Source organism: Staphylococcus warneri (genome assembly GCF_900636385.1).
Taxonomy (GTDB): Bacteria; Bacillota; Bacilli; order Staphylococcales; family Staphylococcaceae; genus Staphylococcus; species Staphylococcus warneri.
In genome coordinates, this window is sequence record NZ_LR134269.1 from 1270916 (window position 1) to 1291702 (window position 20787).

At 32.8% G+C, this 20787-nt stretch carries 20 protein-coding genes, 1 pseudogene and 1 riboswitch; of the genes and pseudogenes, 19 read left to right on the forward strand and 2 right to left on the reverse strand.

What is annotated here, in order from left to right; all coding sequences use genetic code 11:
• The first annotated feature begins 6 nt into the window (after positions 1-6).
• The 6 genes from EL082_RS06295 (at position 7) to EL082_RS06320 (ending at position 5514) form a co-directional block, all read left to right on the forward strand.
• Entirely contained in the window at positions 7-738 is a 732-nt protein-coding gene (locus EL082_RS06295; protein WP_002465785.1) for a segregation and condensation protein A, read from the forward strand.
• Positions 731-1273 (forward strand): SMC-Scp complex subunit ScpB, encoded by a 543-nt coding sequence (scpB, locus tag EL082_RS06300; RefSeq protein ID WP_103286299.1) that lies wholly within the window; start codon positions 731-733, stop codon positions 1271-1273. Before EL082_RS06295 ends, scpB begins: the two co-directional genes overlap by 8 nt.
• Entirely contained in the window at positions 1266-2006 is a 741-nt protein-coding gene (locus tag EL082_RS06305; RefSeq protein WP_002465723.1) for a pseudouridine synthase, read from the forward strand. Before scpB ends, EL082_RS06305 begins: the two co-directional genes overlap by 8 nt.
• A 130-nt stretch (positions 2007-2136) precedes the next feature.
• Positions 2137-2862: a response regulator transcription factor gene (locus EL082_RS06310; RefSeq protein WP_002465735.1), complete on the forward strand. Its 726-nt coding sequence runs from the start codon at positions 2137-2139 to the stop codon at positions 2860-2862.
• Positions 2846-4588 carry an ATP-binding protein gene (locus tag EL082_RS06315; protein WP_015364986.1) on the forward strand — a complete coding sequence of 581 codons (1743 nt, stop codon included), beginning with the start codon at positions 2846-2848 and terminating at the stop codon, positions 4586-4588. Before EL082_RS06310 ends, EL082_RS06315 begins: the two co-directional genes overlap by 17 nt.
• Positions 4589-4775: 187 nt before the next feature.
• Positions 4776-4904: riboswitch (FMN riboswitch) on the forward strand.
• Positions 4905-4965: 61 nt separating this feature from the next.
• Complete coding sequence (locus tag EL082_RS06320) at positions 4966-5514, forward strand: ECF transporter S component (RefSeq protein WP_002465771.1); 549 nt, start codon at positions 4966-4968, stop codon at positions 5512-5514.
• A 51-nt stretch (positions 5515-5565) separates the two neighbouring features.
• On the opposite strand, the gene EL082_RS06325 is transcribed toward EL082_RS06320, so the two are convergent.
• Complete coding sequence (locus tag EL082_RS06325) at positions 5566-5814, reverse strand: ferredoxin (protein WP_002433578.1); 249 nt, start codon at positions 5812-5814, stop codon at positions 5566-5568.
• 111 nt (positions 5815-5925) lie between these two features.
• On the opposite strand from EL082_RS06325, the pseudogene EL082_RS06330 reads away from it, so the two are divergent.
• The 4 genes and pseudogenes from EL082_RS06330 to ypdA all read left to right on the forward strand — a co-directional run bounded on the left by EL082_RS06330 (position 5926) and on the right by ypdA (position 11402).
• Positions 5926-6893: pseudogene (locus tag EL082_RS06330) on the forward strand (YpbB family protein).
• Positions 6874-8253: a RecQ family ATP-dependent DNA helicase gene (locus EL082_RS06335; protein WP_002465787.1), complete on the forward strand. Its 1380-nt coding sequence runs from the start codon at positions 6874-6876 to the stop codon at positions 8251-8253. Before EL082_RS06330 ends, EL082_RS06335 begins: the two are co-directional and overlap by 20 nt.
• A 156-nt stretch (positions 8254-8409) precedes the next feature.
• Positions 8410-10227, forward strand: coding sequence for an elastin-binding protein EbpS (ebpS, locus tag EL082_RS06340; RefSeq protein WP_103286317.1), 1818 nt, complete (start codon positions 8410-8412; stop codon positions 10225-10227).
• A gap of 188 nt (positions 10228-10415) precedes the next feature.
• Positions 10416-11402 carry a bacillithiol disulfide reductase YpdA gene (gene ypdA / locus EL082_RS06345; protein ID WP_002465727.1) on the forward strand — a complete coding sequence of 329 codons (987 nt, stop codon included), beginning with the start codon at positions 10416-10418 and terminating at the stop codon, positions 11400-11402.
• A gap of 57 nt (positions 11403-11459) precedes the next feature.
• On the opposite strand, the gene EL082_RS06350 is transcribed toward ypdA, so the two are convergent.
• A complete protein-coding gene (locus EL082_RS06350; protein ID WP_002465794.1) occupies positions 11460-12434 on the reverse strand; it encodes an asparaginase in 975 nt (324 codons plus the stop codon).
• 76 nt (positions 12435-12510) lie between these two features.
• Between EL082_RS06350 and cmk the strand changes: the two genes are divergently transcribed.
• The 9 genes from cmk (at position 12511) to ndk (ending at position 20669) form a co-directional block, all read left to right on the forward strand.
• Positions 12511-13170 carry a (d)CMP kinase gene (gene cmk, locus EL082_RS06355; RefSeq protein WP_002465786.1) on the forward strand — a complete coding sequence of 220 codons (660 nt, stop codon included), beginning with the start codon at positions 12511-12513 and terminating at the stop codon, positions 13168-13170.
• A 284-nt stretch (positions 13171-13454) separates the two neighbouring features.
• Positions 13455-14633 (forward strand): 30S ribosomal protein S1, encoded by a 1179-nt coding sequence (gene rpsA, locus EL082_RS06360; RefSeq protein ID WP_002465798.1) that lies wholly within the window; start codon positions 13455-13457, stop codon positions 14631-14633.
• A 175-nt stretch (positions 14634-14808) separates the two neighbouring features.
• Positions 14809-16119 carry a ribosome biogenesis GTPase Der gene (gene der, locus EL082_RS06365; protein ID WP_002465765.1) on the forward strand — a complete coding sequence of 437 codons (1311 nt, stop codon included), beginning with the start codon at positions 14809-14811 and terminating at the stop codon, positions 16117-16119.
• A 21-nt stretch (positions 16120-16140) separates the two neighbouring features.
• Positions 16141-17139 (forward strand): NAD(P)H-dependent glycerol-3-phosphate dehydrogenase, encoded by a 999-nt coding sequence (locus EL082_RS06370; RefSeq protein WP_002465734.1) that lies wholly within the window; start codon positions 16141-16143, stop codon positions 17137-17139.
• Between the two features lie 170 nt (positions 17140-17309).
• A complete protein-coding gene (locus EL082_RS06375; RefSeq protein ID WP_001043863.1) occupies positions 17310-17582 on the forward strand; it encodes an HU family DNA-binding protein in 273 nt (90 codons plus the stop codon).
• Between the two features lie 242 nt (positions 17583-17824).
• Positions 17825-18397 (forward strand): heptaprenyl pyrophosphate synthase subunit A, encoded by a 573-nt coding sequence (locus EL082_RS06380; RefSeq protein ID WP_002465724.1) that lies wholly within the window; start codon positions 17825-17827, stop codon positions 18395-18397.
• Position 18398: 1 nt separating this feature from the next.
• Positions 18399-19106, forward strand: coding sequence for a demethylmenaquinone methyltransferase (locus tag EL082_RS06385; RefSeq protein WP_002465741.1), 708 nt, complete (start codon positions 18399-18401; stop codon positions 19104-19106).
• 20 nt (positions 19107-19126) lie between these two features.
• Positions 19127-20086, forward strand: a complete 960-nt coding sequence (locus tag EL082_RS06390) for a polyprenyl synthetase family protein (protein ID WP_002465768.1) — start codon at positions 19127-19129, stop codon at positions 20084-20086.
• A 133-nt stretch (positions 20087-20219) separates the two neighbouring features.
• The gene (gene ndk / locus EL082_RS06395; RefSeq protein ID WP_002451137.1) at positions 20220-20669 is read left to right on the forward strand and encodes a nucleoside-diphosphate kinase; all 450 of its coding nucleotides are present in this window, start codon (positions 20220-20222) and stop codon (positions 20667-20669) included.
• The last annotated feature ends 118 nt before the right edge of the window (positions 20670-20787 follow it).

Here is a 20787-nt window from a genome sequence, read left to right on the forward strand (position 1 = left end):
GATACTATGTATGAAGTAAAACTGGATGCATTTAACGGTCCACTCGATTTGTTATTACATTTAATTCAAAAATTTGAAATAGACATTTATGATATTCCTATGAAGTCATTAACTGAACAGTATATGCAATATGTTCATGCAATGAACCAATTAGAAATCAACGTTGCAAGTGAATACTTAGTCATGGCTTCAGAATTGCTGATGATTAAAAGTAAACTATTGTTACCACAATCAGAAGATAATCTCGACCTAGAAGAAGATCCACGTGAAGATTTAGTTGGTAGATTAATAGAATATCAAAATTACAAAGAGTACACAGAAATCTTAAATGAAATGAAAGCTGAACGTGATCACTATTATACTAAGCATCCAACTGATTTATCACATATGGAGACTGATGAATCTTGGGACCCATCGAATACCATTGATTTAACCGAATTAATTGTTGCTTATCAACGTGTTAGAAACCGAGTAGAAATCAACAAACCTCATTCCGTAGAAATTAAGAAAGAAACATTTACCATTCAACAAGCAACGGCACAAGTCACGGACAGATTAAAAACAAAGTCATCCTTCAATTTCTTTAGTCTGTTTACATTTACAGAACCTATAGAACAAGTGGTAACACACTTTTTAGCCATATTAGAAATGTCAAAGTCAGGGATTATTAATATTGAACAACATCAAAACTTTGATGACATTAATATATTAAGAGGAGTGAATTACGGCGTTGAATAAGCACGGTATATTAGAAGCACTGCTATACACATCAGGAGATGAAGGCCTTGAAGTCAAACAATTGCTTGAAATTCTAGAGGTCAATGAAGCTGAATTAACTGACCTAATCGACACGTACGAATCGAACGGTCTCATGATTCAACAATTTGGAACAACATGTGTTATGACAACTAAAAAAGGCGCTGCACAATACATCGAAGCCTTAATTGAACAAAAATCTAAAATGAAATTATCACAAGCCGCAATGGAAACATTATCGATTATTGCGTATAATCAACCATTAACTCGAAGTGATATCGAACTTATTAGGGGTATTAATTCTGATGGTGCAGTTAAAACACTCATTGCAAGAGGTTTAGTAGAAGCAAAAGAAGTCCAGAATTCACGGAGTCAACAATTAATCACGACAGACCTATTTTTAAATGTATTTGGTATAGAAAAATTAGAAGATTTACCAACCACTCAAGAAGATGAAGAAGAAATGGACGCGTTCTTTAGTAACTTGGTAAATCAAAAGGGAGATACAAATGAGTAAAGAATTAGAAAGATTACAAAAAAGAATTGCAAGCAGTGGTTATACATCACGTCGTAAAGCTGAAACTTTAATTACTGATGGCAAAGTAAAAGTTAATGGACAAGTCGTCACTGAACTGGGTACAAAAGTTTCAAATTCAGATACTGTTGAAGTTGAAGGTATCAAATTAGAGCAAGAAGATAAAATTTATATTTTATTTAATAAACCTGCACAAGTAATTACAAGTGTATCGGATGATCGTGGCCGTAAAGTCGTGACTGATTACTTCAAAGATATAGAAACACGTATATATCCAGTAGGTCGATTAGATTATGATACATCGGGATTATTATTGTTAACGAACGATGGAGAGTTCACGAATTTAATGACACACCCTCGATATCATATTAAAAAGAAATATGTCGCTAAGCTTAAAGGGTATCTAATGAGAGAAGAAGTGAAAGCTTTAGAAAAGGGTATCGAACTTGAAGATGGTTTCACACAACCTGCTCAAGTTAAAGTGAAAAACCAAGACAAAGATAAAAATACTACTCTTGTTGAAATCACGATTAGTGAAGGTAGAAACAGACAAGTGCGTCGTATGTTCGAACATTTTGGACACCAAGTAAGCAAATTAACGCGTATCCAATTTGGCCCGCTTGACATAAAAGGTTTAAACGCAGGTGAAGGTCGAGTACTCACACCTCATGAAGTTAAAACAATCCGCCATTTAGCTGAAAATGGGAATGATTAAACTATACCAATGATATTTAAATCTTTGAGATTTTTTTCACAAAGATTTCTTTAACACTAACTTAATGACTATTTCATATGCTATAATAACTATTGAAATGAACAGCATGTGTAGGAGGTAATTTAGTATTATGACGAATGAAATACTTATCGTTGATGACGAAGACAGAATCAGAAGATTACTTAAGCTATACCTAGAAAGAGAATCTTTTGAAACACATGAAGCAAGTGATGGTAAAGAGGCATATCAACTTGCTATGGAAAATGACTATGCGTGCATTCTTTTAGACTTAATGTTGCCAGAGATGGACGGTATCGAAGTAGCCACTCAATTAAGAGAGCATAAAGATACACCTATTATCATGCTCACTGCAAAAGGTGAAGAGACGAATCGTGTCGAAGGGTTTGAATCAGGTGCCGATGACTATATTGTAAAACCATTCTCCCCAAGAGAAGTTGTCTTAAGAGTCAAAGCATTATTAAGAAGAACGCAATCAACAACACCTGAACAAAGTGAACCTCATGCAAGAGATGTGATTGAGTTCAATCACTTAGTCATCGATAATGATGCACATAGAGTACTAGCTGATAATGAGCAGGTTAATTTAACACCAAAAGAATATGAACTATTAATTTATTTAGCTAAAACACCTAATAAAGTATTTGATCGTGAACAATTATTAAAAGAAGTTTGGCATTATGAATTTTATGGCGATTTACGTACGGTAGATACGCACGTGAAAAGATTAAGAGAGAAGCTCAACAAAGTATCGAGTGATGCAGCTCATATGATACAAACGGTTTGGGGCGTCGGCTATAAATTCGAGGTTAATACAAACGATGAACCGGCTAAATAGTGTAGTAATAAAACTGTGGTTAACTATAATTTTTATAGTAACGACAGTTTTAATTTTATTAAGTGCTGCGTTAATTACTTTTATTCAATATTATTATACACAAGAAGCTGAAGATTCCATTAAAGAAGACGCCAAACGTATTAGTTCATTGGTAGAAAGCTCTAAAAATCAAAATATAGCCATTAAAAATAGCCAAACATTGATAGATAATCCAGGTGGATTAATTATTATGAAAAATTCATCTACCGCTTATCAACAAACAATTTCACCGGATAAAAAAGCAATGTTAAAAGAAATCAAAGATAATAAAGATTTTAACCGTGTTTTCAAACATGGTGAGTCAATGACACGTAATGTCACGATTAAAGAACAAGGTAATTCACATCCCTATATATTAGTGGGTTATCCAATGAAAGCTGAGCCAGGAAGTCACTCAGAATATAGTGGTGTCTTTATTTTTAAAGATTTAAAATCAATTGAAGATACTAACAATGCGATTACAATTATCATCTTAATTACCGCAATTATATTTTTAGCAGTGAGTACTATTTTTGCATTTTTCCTATCATCTAGAATTACGAAACCGTTAAGAGAGTTAAGAAATCAAGCTCAAAAGGTATCACAAGGTGATTATTCACATATCACATCAGTATCAACAAAAGATGAAATTGGAGAACTGTCACGAGCGTTTAATAATATGAGTTTTGAAATTCAAGAACACGTAGAAGCATTATCTACATCTAAAAATATACGTGATAGCTTGATTAACTCAATGGTCGAAGGTGTTATAGGTATTAATGAACAAAAGGATATTATTTTATCAAACAAAATGGCAGACCAAGTCTTCTATACATTAGATGATAACGCGGTTGAATTAATAGAAAATCAAATTGAACAAACCTTTAATACTAAAGAAACGCAATTCCAAGAAATTGAAGCAAACACACGTTATTATGTGATTATCATGAGTTATATTGAACGTATCCAAAATGATGGCAGAAGTGGTATCGTTGCTATAATACGTGACATGACAAATGAACATAATCTTGATCAAATGAAAAAAGATTTCATCGCAAATGTGTCTCATGAGTTACGAACACCAATTGCATTACTACAAGGCTATACAGAATCTATTGTAGATGGAGTTGTCACAGAACCAGATGAAATACATGAATCACTCGCTATTGTCTTAGATGAATCTAAACGTCTAAACCGCTTAGTAAATGAATTATTAAATGTAGCGCGTATGGATGCTGAAGGATTATCTGTAGAGAAAGAGACACAACCAATTTCTGATTTACTTAACAAAATGAGAATAAAATATCGCCAACAAGCCACTGATTTAGAACTTAACATGCAATTTGAAGTGAACAATCAACAGTTATGGAACTATGATATGGACAGAATGGATCAAGTCTTAACCAATTTAATTGATAACGCATCAAGATATACACAACCTGGAGATACAATTTCAGTAACTACAGACGAAGATAATAGCTATAATATTTTAAGAATAACAGATACGGGTACTGGCATCGCACCTGAACATTTACAACAAGTCTTCGATCGTTTCTATAAAGTAGATGCATCAAGAAAAAGAGGTAAACAAGGTACTGGATTAGGATTATTTATCTGTAAAATGATTATAGAAGAACATGGCGGTATAATTGAAGTTGAAAGTCAAGTAGGCGAAGGAACAACCTTTATCATCAAATTACCAAAATAAACATAATAAAACCTGTTAGAGTCAGTTGATTACTTTAACAGGTTTTTTATTTATTATTAAATCTATAGATTAATCATCAACTTGATTATTTTAATGACAACTTATATCTATATAAATATATCGGAGCAAACTCATTGTACATAACAGAGTTATCATGTATGATATATTTAAAATAAAATTATAGTTAATTCATCTTCGGGGTCGGGTGCAATTCCCAACCGGCAGTAAATTAAGCCTGCGACGTAAAATGTCTCATTTTACCTGATTCAGTGAAATTCTGAAGCCGACAGTATAGTCTGGATGGGAGAAGATGGAGGTTTTTTGTTGTGCAAATTTCCTCCTTTTCTAGCAAGATGAATGAAAGGAGAAAATCATATATGCAACAAAACCAAAATAGACGTTTAATCTTTATAAGTATGTTAAGTGCAGTCGCTTTCGTACTTACATTTATTAAATTTCCATTGCCATTTTTACCACCATACTTAACGTTAGACTTTAGTGACGTACCTACATTACTTGCTACATTTTTATTAGGACCAATTGCAGGAATTATAGTGGCATTTATTAAAAATTTACTCAATTTCTTTTTCAATATGGGCGATCCTGTAGGCCCCGTAGCGAACTTCTTAGCAATTGCAAGTTTCTTATTAGCTGCATATTATATTTATAAAAATAAACTTAGTAAGCAATCATTATTAATAGGTCTTGTAATAGGTACAGTTGTTATGACCATTGTATTAAGTATTTTAAATTATTTTGTATTGTTACCACTTTACGGCATGATATTTAACCTAGGTGACATTGTTCATAATCTTAAAGTAATTATTGTTTCAGGTGTCATACCATTTAATATTATTAAAGGTATTGTCATTTCAATCATCTTTTACTTTATATTCAATAGAATTAAAAATAACATTCACTTATAAATAACTAGCGCCCTTACACATAATGTGTAAAGGCGCTTTTAATACTATATATTATTCAAATTTAAGTGCGTCACCATCAAATGGTTCGTCTTCAATTTTAATTGAATCTGTTGGACAACCTTCTAGTGCATCTTCCATATCTTCATATAACTCTTCTGGCACCTCTGCAGTACCTTGGTTATCATCAAGGATTACGAAAGCAATACCTTCGTCGTCATAATCATAGATATCTGGAGCTGCTGCACCACATGCACCGCATGCTATACAAGTATCCATATCAACGATTGTATATTTAGCCAATTTCATTCGCCTCCTTTGAAAAAAATGCTACACTAGTAATAACAATACTACTATTGTAGACATCGATAGTGTGATTTTCAATATATTCGTTTTATAGAGTGAGGGTTTATCTTGTATCAAATTATCAAATATGCGTGTCAGCACGCATTCAACTACAAAACAAATAAAAGTATTTATAATATCTTAACAGGAAAAAAATCCCATCAAACATTTTTTGACGCAAGTAGTCAACAACTTTTGTCATTATATCATAGTTTACCGAGATTAAAATATCCGTCTTTTGAGCGATATTTAAATGAATTGAATGATGAGGAACCAAAAATAAATATCAAAACGCATCCAAGATGTACCTATGATAGCCTTATTAATACATTTAACTGTATCCAATTACTCATTCAAACGGTATCACAAAGCTTACATAACGATTTTAGGTTCATTCCTATTACTCAACAAACATACATTCAACAACGTGTTAAAGATATTTATCAACACATAAAGGTTAACGATTTAGAGTCAAATTTTATCACTGAAATAAAACAATTATTTGAAAAAATTGCTAGCAAGCATGAACATGTTTATTTGCATTATTATTTACAAGGATATGAAGAGGCGATGTATACCAGACAACAAGTCAGTTTAATTGAATCGAAGTCTCAACAAGAACTATTTGAATTAGAAATGAATCAATTGGTCGATGTCATGTTTGAAATTGAAGATATGCAAAACATCCTTTATTAAATCAAACGATTATACGTCCAACATTACTTAATAAAACGAAGTTAACCTTACATCAATTAGAGCAAGGACACCCGATACAAGACATCTCAACTGTTCAAAATGTTAAATTAAATACGATTGAAGATCATCTTTTAGAGTTGTTTATCAAAGGTTATATCAATGACTATGACAGTTATTTAGACATCACAACAATTCAACCATTTATCGATTTTTACAAAAGTCATATAGGAATCAAATTGCGTGAGTACAAGCAACAATTTGATACATTAACTTATTTTCAAATTAAATTGGTAATTGTCGGTATTGAAAGGGGTGACTTAGTTGCTTCAACAGAAACTTAAAGATTGGTTTGGTTTTGATTCCTTTAAACCTGGGCAAGAGGAAATCATTACCAGTGTATTAAATCAAAAGCATACACTTGGTATTTTACCAACAGGTAGTGGCAAAAGCCTTTGTTATCAATTACCTACTTATATAATTGAAAAGCCAACACTTGTCATTTCACCATTAATTTCTCTTATGGATGATCAAGTCATGCAAATGAAGTTAAATGGTGAACGTGCAGTTTGTTGTATCCATTCAGGAATGGACAATACAGAGAAACGACAAAATCTTAGCAATATTCGACAAAGTAAATTTATCTATTTAAGTCCCGAATTTATATTACAACCTCAAAATTTTAAACTTATCGCCAATATAGATTTTGGTTTAATTGTTCTTGATGAAGCGCATTGTTTGTCTGAATGGGGATATGATTTCAGACCACATTATGCCTTGATTGGAAAAATAACGAATTCATTTAAGTCGGCTACAATTCTTGCATTAACAGCAACTGCACCACCTCATTTAGAAAGCGATTTATCTGAAATGCTCAATGTTAATTTCAGTACAATTAAAACAAGTATGAATCGTATGAATATTTCATTGAAACATCTCAATTTCGGATCTGACGAAGAAAAAATAGAATGGTTGTTACCACAACTTAATGAAACAGGTCCCACTATTATATATGTATCCTCTAAAAAATTATGTTTAACACTAGCTCAACTTATTTATGACTCAGGTTTTTTAACAGGGATATATCATGGCGATTTAAGTTATCAAGAAAGACAGACAGTACAACACCAATTTTTAAACAATGATATTCCAATCATAGTTGCGACAAGTGCATTTGGTATGGGAATAAATAAAAAAGACATCCGAACAGTCATTCATTTTCATTTGTCATCTAGTCCTTCTAATTATCTACAAGAGATTGGAAGAGCAGGTAGAGACGGTGAAGCGAGCCAAGCCATTAGCTTATTCCAACCCGACGACGCTTTTATATTAGAAACCATACTATTTGCTGATAGAATCACAACTGAAGATATTCATGCATTTGAATTAGGGCAATTTATCCCTCCTGAAAAAGAATCCATTTTATCCATACTTTATAATCAATATTCAATTAATCAAATGCAACGTATTTTTGATCAATCTTTCAGACGTAAAAAATTAGGTTATAGTCGCATGTTAGGCTACACACAACTTGACCAATGTCGCCGAAAATATTTGTTGGAATTTTTTAATGAACAACCTAAACTGCCAGATGTATGTTGTGACAATGATACTGAGTTACCTAGCATGAAAGTAATTAATCGCAAGAAAGTTAAACGTAAGCTATCATATAGTGAAAAACTTCAAAATTTATTTGAACTATAGATTTTATTTTGCTTAACTCTTTATTCAAGCTATAATTAACTTATGAACAAAATCTTAATACCTAAAAAATTCTTGATTACTATACATAATCATTTAATAAATGGGTATAGTTTATGTATCATTATAAAATAAAATTAAACAGAGAGGATGATGATTGTGTCTAATAATAACTTCAAAGATGATTTTGAAAAAAATCGTCAAGCAATAGACCCAGAAGATCATAATGAGCAGACATCTTCACATGAAGAGCAAGAAGATAATGCAGTAGACAGAACTGAAGACAAAGCAAATCAACAATTCCCACCGAGAAATGCACAGAGAAGAAAGCGTCGTCGAGATATAGCGACAAATAATAACCGTCAGGCAGATTCACGTACAAAAGATAGCCAAGATGGTTCATTAGATGATAGACATGATGATACATCATTACATAATGGAGATAACAAAAATTATGATGCATCCAATCACAATGATGTAAATAGAGATCAAAAACAGGCACATCATCCTGAAAATCGTTCGACTCGTGAGTCAGAACAAGAATTAAATCACGATGAACCTTTAAAGCGTAGTGGTAAAAGTGACGATGTTCAACATGATGATCGTCATGACAAGAAAGACGGGCACGGTAAAGATGCCGCTCTAGCAGGTGGTGCTGCAGTTGGTAAAAAAGTGACTAGTGATCATAAACATGGTGACAATAATGGCCATGAGGATCGTGTACGTGAACATGACCATCACAAAGATAATGATCGACATGATGACTTTAATAAAGATGACCGTCGTCAAGATACATCTAAAGATCGCCAAGACGAACTTAATAAAGGTCATCATGATGAAGAACACCACGACTCAGGTAAAGGTAAAAAAGCTGCTGCAACTGGTGCCGGTGTGGCTGGTGCTGCGGGTGCTGCTGGTTTAGCTAAACATCATCATGATAAAAAAGACGATCATACTGGCGAAAATAAAATAAAAAATGACCGTCATCAAGATCATCATGATAACAAACATGACGACAAAGAGATTAAAGATAATCATCAATCAGATGATGAAAAATCAGGTAAAGGTAAGAAAGCTGCCGCAACTGGTGCAGGTGTTGCTGGTGCCGCTGGTTTAGCTAAACATCATCATGATAAAAAAGAAAGCCATCATAGTGATAAAGATATCAAGGATGACCGCAAACATGATGATGACGACAAACATGATAATAAAGATAAACATCAATCTAATAAAGGGAAGAAAGCTGCTGCAGTAGGTGCAGGCGCCGCAGGTGTTGCTGGTGCTGCAGGTGCAAAACATCACCATGATAAAAAAGAAGCCAACCAACATGATGATAACAATAATCATCGAGACAATCATGATGGTAAGAAAAAAGGCGGCTTTATGAAAATCATCTTACCAATTATAGCTGCAGTATTAATCCTAGGTGCAATTGCTATTTTCGCAGGTATGGCCTTAAATAATCATAGTAATAGTGGCAATGATGATAACAAAGTAGCTAATGAAGATAGTAAAGATGGCAAGAAAAACAACGACACTAGCAAAGATAAAGACAGCAAAGATAAAGATAGTTCAAAAGACAAAGATAAATCAAAAGACTCTGATAAAGATAAAGCAACATCTAGTGACGAATCAAATTCATCTGACGCTTCAAATTCAGATAAAAATAGTTCTGGTGATAATGCTAATGGTGCTAACTCACAAGCAACTAATAACCAAGGTCAAAATGGCGGAAATAGCCAAAATGGTCAAGGCCAAAACTCACAACAAAATGGCCAACAAGGTAATAATAGCCAAAATAGCAATAGTAACCAACAAGGTAAACAAACACATACTGTAAATGGTAAAGAAAATCTCTACAGAATTGCCATTCAATATTACGGTAGTGGTTCACCTGCAAATGTTGAAAAAATTAGACAAGCTAATGGATTAAATGGTAACAATATTCATAATGGTCAAACATTAGTAATTCCATAGGTACAATTCAATCATCAAATTAACTGTAAGTAATGTTATCGCATTACTTACAGTTTTTTTGGTTTCCGTCAAATCAAGACGATTATTCAAAAAAGTCATAAATAATTTAAACTTTTCTAAAACAAGGACTTCGCGAAAATAGGATATAACTGATATAATAATTTGGTGATTAAAGGAGGCCGTTTTACATGCAAAAAATAGAAAGTATCATCATTGGTGGAGGACCTTGTGGCTTAAGTGCAGCCATTGAGCAAAAGAAAAAAGGTATTGAAACATTAGTGATAGAAAAAGGTAATGTTGTAGAATCTATCTATAATTATCCAACACATCAAACCTTCTTCTCATCTAGTGATAAATTATCAATTGGTGATATTCCATTTATCGTGGAAGAAAGTAAACCACGTCGAAATCAAGCTCTTGTATATTATAGAGAAGTCGTTAAACATCATCAATTAAATATCCATGCATTTGAAGAAGTTTTAACAGTTAAAAAGATGAATAATCGTTTTACAATCACGACTACTAAAGATGTTTACGAATGTAAATTTTTAACAGTTGCAACTGGTTATTATGGTCAACATAATACACTAGAAGTTGAGGGTGCTGAGTTATCTAAAGTATTCCATTATTTCAAAGAAGCACATCCGTACTTCGACCAAAATGTTGTCGTAATAGGTGGTAAGAATTCTGCAGTTGATGCCGCTTTAGAATTAGAAAAAGCTGGCGCAAATGTTACAGTAATCTATCGTGGAGATCGTTATCCTAAAGCTATTAAACCATGGATTTTACCCAATTTTGAGTCATTAGTTAATCATGAAAAAATTACGATGGAATTTAATGCCAATGTAACACAAATCACTGAAGATCATGTTACATATGAAAAAGAAGGTAAGACAATTACGATCCCGAATGATTATGTCTTTGCAATGATTGGTTATCATCCGAATTATGAATTCTTAGAATCAATCGGTATTGAAATTAATACAAATGAATATGGTACTGCACCAGTTTATAATCGTGAAACATACGAAACAAATGTAGAAAATTGTTATATTGCTGGTGTTATTGCTGCTGGTAATGATGCTAATACTATCTTTATTGAAAATGGTAAATATCATGGTGGCTTGATTACACAAAGCATTCTTACTAAAAAGCAAACGCCGCTTGAATCATAATAAATATGGCGTAGAAGGTTTAAATATCATACCTTCTACGCCTCTTTAATTTCTTGTTTATTCTTCAAAATATCGTTTAATTTGTTCGCGATTCAATTCATTACTTAAACTTACAACTAATTTTAGTCTTGCTTTAGGACCATTTAATCCATTGGAAAATATCAAGCCTTTTTCAGCCAGTTGATAACCGCCGCCTTCATATGCATAGACAGGACTAACAATGCCGTTAAATGATCGAGATACAATGACAATCGGAATTTGTTTATCAATACAAGCATATAAACCTTCTAAACAAGTAGGTGGCAAATTACCTTGTCCCATAGCTTCTATAATTAAACCATCAATATCGCTCTCCGCATAAAAATGCAATAAGTCGCTCTGCATATTCATATAAGATTTTACTAAAGGTACATTTAACTTTGGATTAATCTTTTTATAACTTGTATGATGCAACGGGTGGTGATGATATTGCACATTATCCTTTGTTAATACACCTAACGGACCATGATTCGGACTTTGAAAAGTATTCGTATTGGATGTATGTGTTTTAGTTACATTACGTGCTGTATGAATCTCATCATTAAAGACAACCATAACACCCATATGATATGAATTGTTTGATGAAGCCACTCTTATAGCTGAAATAAAATTGTATAATCCATCTGAACCAATTTCATTTGATGAACGCATAGCGCCAGTAATCACTACAGGTTCTTCGATATCTAATAACAAATCTAATAAATAAGCTGTTTCTTCAAGTGTATCTGTGCCATGTGTAATAACAAAACCATCATAAGTAGTTTCATTGTTTAGATTTGCATTAACGATAATATCCCTTAGTTCTTTAACATGTTGAATAGACATGTGAGGAGAAGGGACATTCATAGGATGTATTTCATCTACTTGTGCATATTGTTTGATGATATCCTGATGTTGAGAAATTGGATTTTCTTTATTTGTAATGACTCGATTGGAACTATCTTGTGACATACTAATAGTGCCACCTGTATGTATAACAAGTAGACGTTTCATAGTTTTCCTCCTATTAATAAAATACATATTTATGATAAAATATTATTCATCAAACAACAAGGTAGGTATTTCGATAATGAGTTTAATTAATATTGCTTTAGATGGTCCTGCAGCTGCAGGTAAAAGTACAATTGCAAAACAGGTTGCTAGCCAGCTATCAATGATTTATGTAGATACTGGTGCGATGTATAGAGCAATCACATATAAATATTTACGTACAAATCAAACTGAAGACTTCGAAGCATTAATCAAAGATACAACACTAGAATTAACTTATGACGAAACAAAAGGCCAACGTGTAATACTAGATAACGAAGATGTCACTGATTACTTAAGAGAAAATGATGTTACAAACAACGTTTCATACGTTGCCTCTAAAGAACCAGTGAGATCATTTGCAGTTAAAAAACAAAAGGATTTAGCAGCTCAAAAAGGCATTGTTATGGACGGTAGAGATATTGGTACAGTTGTACTGCCAAATGCTGAACTAAAAGTTTATATGATTGCGTCTGTTGAAGAACGTGCAGAACGTCGTCAAAAAGAAAATGAACTTCGAGGTATTGATTCTAATTTAGAGCAACTTAAAGTTGAGATAGAGCAACGTGATCAATATGATATGAATAGAGAAATTTCACCTCTAAGAAAAGCAGACGATGCTGTTACATTAGATACAACGGGTAAATCAATTGAAACAGTTACAAATGAAATTTTGGACATGGTTAATCAAATAAAATAATCAATTAAGAAGCTATATAAACGACTTAAGCAGAAACGTTTATATAGCTTTTATTGTGATTTATAATAAACATGAGTTATTTCAAACTGAAATAATAATTATATATACTATAAACATGCATCTTTACCTCTTAATTTTGAATAAAAATTGAAACCTAACGTACTTTAAAGGGCAACTTTTATCAAATAACAATCTTTTTCTTAAAGTGTAAAAGGGGAATTTCTTGACAATTCTGTCAGTTTGTAAGATGTTATAATTATGTAGTGTATAAGGAGGCAGACAAGATGACTGAAGAATTCAACGAATCAATGATTAATGATATTAAAGAAGGTGACAAAGTCACTGGAGAGGTACAACAAGTTGAAGATAAACAAGTTGTTGTGCATATTAATGGTGGAAAATACAATGGTATAATCCCTATTAGCCAATTATCCACACATCATATTGAAAAACCTAATGAAGTAGTTAAAGAAGGCGACGAAATCGAAGCCTACGTAACGAAAATAGAATTTGATGAAGAAAATGATTCAGGCGCTTATATTTTATCTAAAAGACAACTTGAAACTGAACAATCTTATGATTATTTACAAGAAAAACTTGATAACAATGAAGTGATTGAAGCAAAAGTCACAGAAGTTGTTAAAGGTGGATTAGTAGTAGACGTAGGTCAACGTGGATTTGTTCCAGCATCACTTATTTCAACAGACTTTATTGAAGACTTCTCTGATTTTGAAGGTCAAACAATTAAAATTAAAGTTGAAGAATTAGATCCAGAAAATAATCGTGTTATTTTAAGCCGTAAAGCAGTAGAACAAGCTGAAAATGAAGTTAAAAAGGCTTCATTACTAGACTCACTGAATGCCGGTGATGTTATTGAAGGTACAGTAGCACGTTTAACAAACTTTGGTGCATTTGTTGATATTGGAGGCGTAGATGGATTAGTTCACGTTTCTGAATTATCACATCAACATGTACAATCTCCTGAAGAAGTCGTTTCGGTTGGAGATAAAGTAAATGTTAAAGTTAAATCAGTGGAAAAGGATACAGAACGTATTTCATTATCAATCAAAGATACGTTACCAACACCTTTTGCTCAAATTAAAGGTCAATTCCATGAAAATGATGTTATTGAAGGTACAGTTGTAAGATTAGCTAACTTCGGTGCATTTGTTGAAATTGCTCCTGGCGTACAAGGATTAGTTCACATTTCTGAAATTGATCATAAACACATTGGTACACCAGGTGAAGTATTAGAACCTGGTCAACAAGTAAGTGTTAAAATCTTAGGCATTGACGAAGAAAACGAACGTGTTTCTTTATCAATTAAAGCAACGTTACCAAATGAAGACGTTGTTGAAAGCGATGCATCTACAACTCAATCTTATTTAAACAATGACACTGATGAAGATAATCCTACTTTAGGTGATGTCTTCGGTGATAAATTTAAAGATCTTAAATTTTAATAGTTAAATATGCTATGTATGTACACTCCAATTAGAGGTTAAACTTTAATTGGAGTGTTTTTTTACGTGAGCCTCATTAAAGTCAATATATTATCTTGTTTATTATAATCGTATTTTGAATCGGTGCTTGCATGTGATAAAATTATAGAGATTAAGAAAGAGAGGAAGTTAACAAATGACTAAACCTATAGTTGCAATTGTAGGAAAGCCTAACGTAGGTAAATCTACAATTTTTAATAGAGTAGTCGGCGAACGTGTATCCATCGTGGAAGACACACCTGGTGTAACCAGAGACCGAATCTATTCATCAGGTGAATGGTTAACGCATGAATTCAATATTATTGACACAGGTGGTATTGAAATAGGAGATGCACCATTCCAAACACAAATAAGAGCACAAGCAGAAATTGCGATTGAAGAAGCAGATGTCATAGTATTTATGGTCAATGTTAGAGAAGGATTGACGCAAAGTGATGAAATGGTTGCTCAAATGCTTTATAAAAGTAAAAAACCTGTCGTCCTTGCAGTAAACAAAGTTGATAACGTAGAAATGCGTAATGATATTTATGATTTCTATTCATTAGGCTTTGGCGAACCTTATCCTATTTCAGGATCACATGGGCTAGGTTTAGGTGATTTATTAGATGCAGTCGTTGAAAACTTTGGTGAAGAGGAAGAAGATCCATATGATGATGACACAATCCGTTTATCAATTATAGGACGACCAAATGTTGGTAAATCTAGTTTGGTTAATGCTATTTTAGGAGAAGAACGTGTTATTGTATCTAATGTAGCAGGTACTACTAGAGATGCAGTAGATACAGAATATTCGTATGATGGACAAGATTACGTTTTAATCGACACAGCTGGTATGCGTAAAAAAGGTAAAGTTTATGAATCTACTGAAAAGTATTCTGTACTTAGAGCATTAAAAGCGATTGAACGTTCAAATGTTGTTTTAGTTGTTATCGACGCAGAGCAAGGTATTATCGAACAAGATAAACGTGTTGCAGGATATGCACACGAAGAAGGTAAAGCGATTGTAATCGTAGTAAATAAATGGGATACCGTTGAAAAAGATAGCAAAACAATGAAGAAATTTACTGAAGATGTGAGAAAAGAATTTCAATTCTTAGATTACGCTCAAATTGCTTTTGTTTCAGCTAAAGAACAATTAAGACTAAAAACACTATTCCCATATATTAAAGAAGCAAGTGAAAATCACAAGAAACGTGTTCAAAGTTCTACTTTAAATGAAGTCATTACTGATGCTATTTCTATGAATCCTACACCAACAGATAAAGGTAGAAGATTAAATGTCTTTTATTCAACACAAGTGGCTATCGAACCACCAACATTCGTAGTATTTGTAAATGATGTTGAATTAATGCATTTCTCTTATAAAAGATACTTAGAAAATCAAATCAGACATGCATTTGGATTTGAAGGTACACCTGTTCATATCATTCCAAGAAAAAGAAACTAATAAACGGAGGGGAATATTAATATGACTAAAATATCAGTATTTGGTATGGGAAGTTTTGGTACTGCTTTAGCAAATGTTTTAGCACAAAACGGACACGACGTATTAATGTGGGGTAAAAATAGTGAAAATGTTGATGAATTAAATACACATCATATGAATAAAAACTATTTAAAAGAAGCAAAGCTTGAGCCAACTATCAAAGCTACAACGGATTTAAGTGAAGGTGTTGCTTTTGCGGATATCTATCTAATGGCTCTACCTACAAAAGCGATGAGAGAAGTAGCAACACAAATTGATAGTTTATTAACTTCTAAAAAAACATTTATACATGTAGCAAAAGGTATTGAAAATGGTACTTTCAAACGTGTTTCTGAAATGTTAGAAGATTCTATTTCTCCGGAACATAATGCAGGTATAGGTGTATTATCAGGCCCAAGTCATGCAGAAGAAGTGGTCATCAAACAACCTACAACAGTTGCTGCCTCTTCAAAAGATGAAAAAGTAAGTCAATTAATACAAGATTTATTTATGAATGACTATTTACGTGTTTATACTAATAATGATCTTGTAGGCGTTGAACTCGGTGGCGCATTAAAAAATATCATTGCCGTAGCTAGTGGTATTGTAGCTGGTATGGGCTTTGGTGATAATGCTAAGGCAGCACTAATGACACGCGGTTTAGCTGAAATTAGTCGTTTAGGTGAAAAATTAGGTGCAGATCCAATGACATTCCTAGGATTAGGTGGCATTGGCGATTTAATTGTAACGTGTACGTCCACTCATTCACGTAACTTTACATTAGGCTATAAATTAGGCCAAGGGAAAACAACTGATGAAGCACTTGAAGAAATGAAAATGGTAGTTGAAGGTATCTATACAACAAAATCAGTATATTATTTAGCACAAGAAGTTAATGTTGAAATGCCAATTACAACTGCGTTATATAAAGTGTTATTTGAAGATGTCCCCGTTAAAGAAAGTATTAAAGAATTAATGGGTCGAGACAAAAAATCCGAATAAATAGTGTAAATTAACACATATTTTATGAGATTTTCAAAAAAATTAATTCTATTCGCTTTATTTCAACGTTTTTAATATATAAATCGTTGCGATGACAGTAATCAGTGTGTTAAAGTCATACCATAATGATATAAAGATATCATTATCAAACCTCAGGAGGTGAATTCATAATGAATAAAACTGATTTAATCAATGCAGTAGCAGAGCAAGCTGATTTAACTAAAAAAGAAGCTGGTTCAGCAGTAGACGCTGTATTCGAATCTATCCAAAACTCACTTGCTAAAGGTGAAAAGGTACAATTAATCGGTTTCGGTAATTTTGAAGTACGTGAGCGTGCTGCTCGTAAAGGCCGTAACCCTCAAACAGGTAAAGAAATTGATATTCCTGCAAGTAAAGTCCCAGCATTCAAAGCTGGTAAAGCATTAAAAGATGCAGTAAAATAATTTTACTTAAAAAAGCCCTTCTGGGGCTTTTTTGTTTTTATAATGCTTTTCGAATATATAAGCAAGTTATTTAAAACTACTCAATTTTATTTTTCCAAATTGAAACCACTATACATACGATTAAATTTTATACATATATTAGAGTACCTAACTTCTTTCTTTGAAAGAAGAAGGTGCTCTAACATTTAATTTTTTGATATATAATGTTAATATAAATAGTGATAATATCGTGAGGTGTGAACATGGAAACTACTGTCAGCAAATTAAATATAGATATCAAACAAAGGCTTAAGGGTATTACTGATTATGAATCAATCCAAATCAACGAGAAGTTGGGGGAATTATTGGATTCATATGATTTACCGGAAAAAGCTAAGTTAGCTTGCCTCACAATTGACACTTCAATGAAACATTTAGATGATATATCTAACAGTGGATTATCAAAACATTCAATTTTAGTTGGTGATCTACTTAGTGCACATTTTTATACTATTCTAGCTGAAATCAATGATCCAACATATCAGCTTGCAATGAGTAAAGCTATTGTTGAAGTTAGTGAGTTGAAATCATCTCTTCATCAACATGTTTTAACTGATGATGAAGCTAGTAACGCCATATTTAAAGTTGAAACATTATTCCCATATATTACGCTGTCACATTTTTGCGATGAAGAAAATGCTAATCGTATATATGAATTTTTATATGACGATGTACATGATTACTATCCGTCATATTTAAAAAACTATAACAAAGAACGTATTGACCATATAATGCAAGACATCAAACAAACGCTAGATAAAAGAAGAGGTAATTAAGATGGCTGAAAATAACGCTAAAAAAGAGCAAGTTCATACAGTATTCCAAAATATTTCAAAAAAATACGATAGATTAAATAACATCATTAGCTTCGAACAACACAAAGTTTGGAGAAAACGTGTTATGAAAGAAATGTCAGTTAAGAAAGGTAGTACAGCTTTAGATGTATGTTGTGGTACTGCCGATTGGACAATCGCATTAAGTAAAGCAGTTGGCCCTCAAGGAGAGGTGACTGGACTAGATTTCAGTGAAAACATGCTAGAAGTTGGGAAAGAAAAGACAGCTCACATGGACAACATTCATTTAGTCCATGGTGATGCAATGAATTTACCTTTCGATGATGCGTCATTTGATTATGTAACAATTGGGTTTGGTTTGAGAAATGTACCTGACTACTTAGGTGCACTAAAAGAGATGGAACGTGTGCTTAAACCAGGTGGTATGATTGTCTGTCTAGAGACTAGCCAACCAACATTACCAGTATTCAAACAAGTTTATCGTTTATATTTCAAATTCGTAATGCCTATATTTGGTAAGTTATTCGCAAAATCTAAAGAAGAATACGAATGGTTACAACAATCAACCTTTGACTTCCCAGGTAAAGAAAAATTAAAACGACTATTTGAACAAGCAGGATTTAGTAATATTAAAGTACGTAGCTTCACAGGTGGCGTTGCTGCAATGCACCTTGGCTATAAACAAAAATGATCAGACCAAAGGTGATTAACGTGGCAAAGTTAAACATGAACAATGAAATAAAAAAAGTTGAAAAGCGTCTTGAACAAGCTATCCATAGTCAAGATAAGGTACTTGAAGAGGCTGCTTTTCATTTACTATCTTCAGGGGGAAAGCGTGTAAGACCAGCTTTTGTTATCCTTAGTAGCCAATTCGGTAAAGAAGAAGGCGTTTCTGAAGATACTTACAAAGTAGCCGTCGCATTAGAACTTATTCATATGGCAACATTAGTTCATGATGATGTCATAGATAAAAGTGATAAACGTAGAGGCCGTTTAACTATATCTAAAAAATGGGATCAAACTACAGCTATTATTACAGGCAATTTTTTACTAGCATTAGGTCTACAACATTTATCGGAAATTAAAGATAAACGTGTTCATGAAATATTATCAGAATCTATTGTAGATGTCTGTCGAGGAGAGCTATTCCAATTTCAAGATCAATTCAATAGCCAACAAACGATGACCAACTATTTACGACGAATCAATCGTAAAACTGCACTCTTAATTCAACTTGCTACCGAGGTTGGTGCAATTACAGCTGGCTCGGATATTAAAACAGTACGCAAGTTAAAAATGATTGGCCATTACATCGGTATGAGTTTCCAAATAGTTGATGATATTCTTGACTTCACAAGTACTGAAAAGAAACTAGGTAAACCTGTAGGTAGTGACCTAATGAACGGGCATATTACTTTACCAGTGCTACTTGAAATGAAAGATGATTCAACATTTAAGCAAATGATTGAAGATCTAAACCCAAATAGTGATAAAGAACAATTTGAAGCATGTATCAACATCATTCGTCAATCAAATAATATTCAAGTTTCAAAAGATATTAGCGAAAAATATTTAGATAAAGCACTAAATTTAATTGATGAATTAGAAGATAATCAAGCACGTAACTTGTTTAAAAAGTTAATTAAAAAAATGGGCTCTCGGAATGTGTAGAGAATGTAAATCGACTTGAAAGCGCTTTAAATAATTGGTATGATAATAATTAGCTAGGTTATTAATAGCCGGACAAGTCAAATTATACATACACTAGAAACTTGTTACATTAAATTACAGGGGGACTACGCAAGTGGAACGTACATTTTTAATGATTAAACCAGATGCAGTACAAAGAAATTTAATTGGAGAAATTATTTCTCGAATTGAAAACAAAGGATTAAAACTTGTAGGCGGTAAGTTAATGCAAGTACCACAAGAATTAGCAGAAAAACATTATGGTGAGCATGAAGGAAAACCTTTCTACAATAATTTAATCTCTTTCATTACTTCAGCACCAGTTTTTGCAATGGTTGTTGAAGGTGAAGATGCTGTTGCAGTATCTCGTCATATTATCGGAAGTACAAACCCATCTGAGGCTGCTCCTGGTTCAATTAGAGGAGATTTAGGTTTAACAGTTGGTAGAAATATCATCCACGGTTCTGACTCTGTTGAATCAGCAGAAAGAGAAATTAACTTATGGTTCAAAGAAGAAGAAATCAGTAGTTACGAATCTCCTAGAGACGCTTGGTTATACGAATAATATTAAACATAAAACGTTATTCATTTTATCCAGAGTGATGTGTCCATGACACATCACTTTTTTATTTTCTTTGAGATTATTATCTCAATTACAAGAATTATCAAATTTATATACTAAA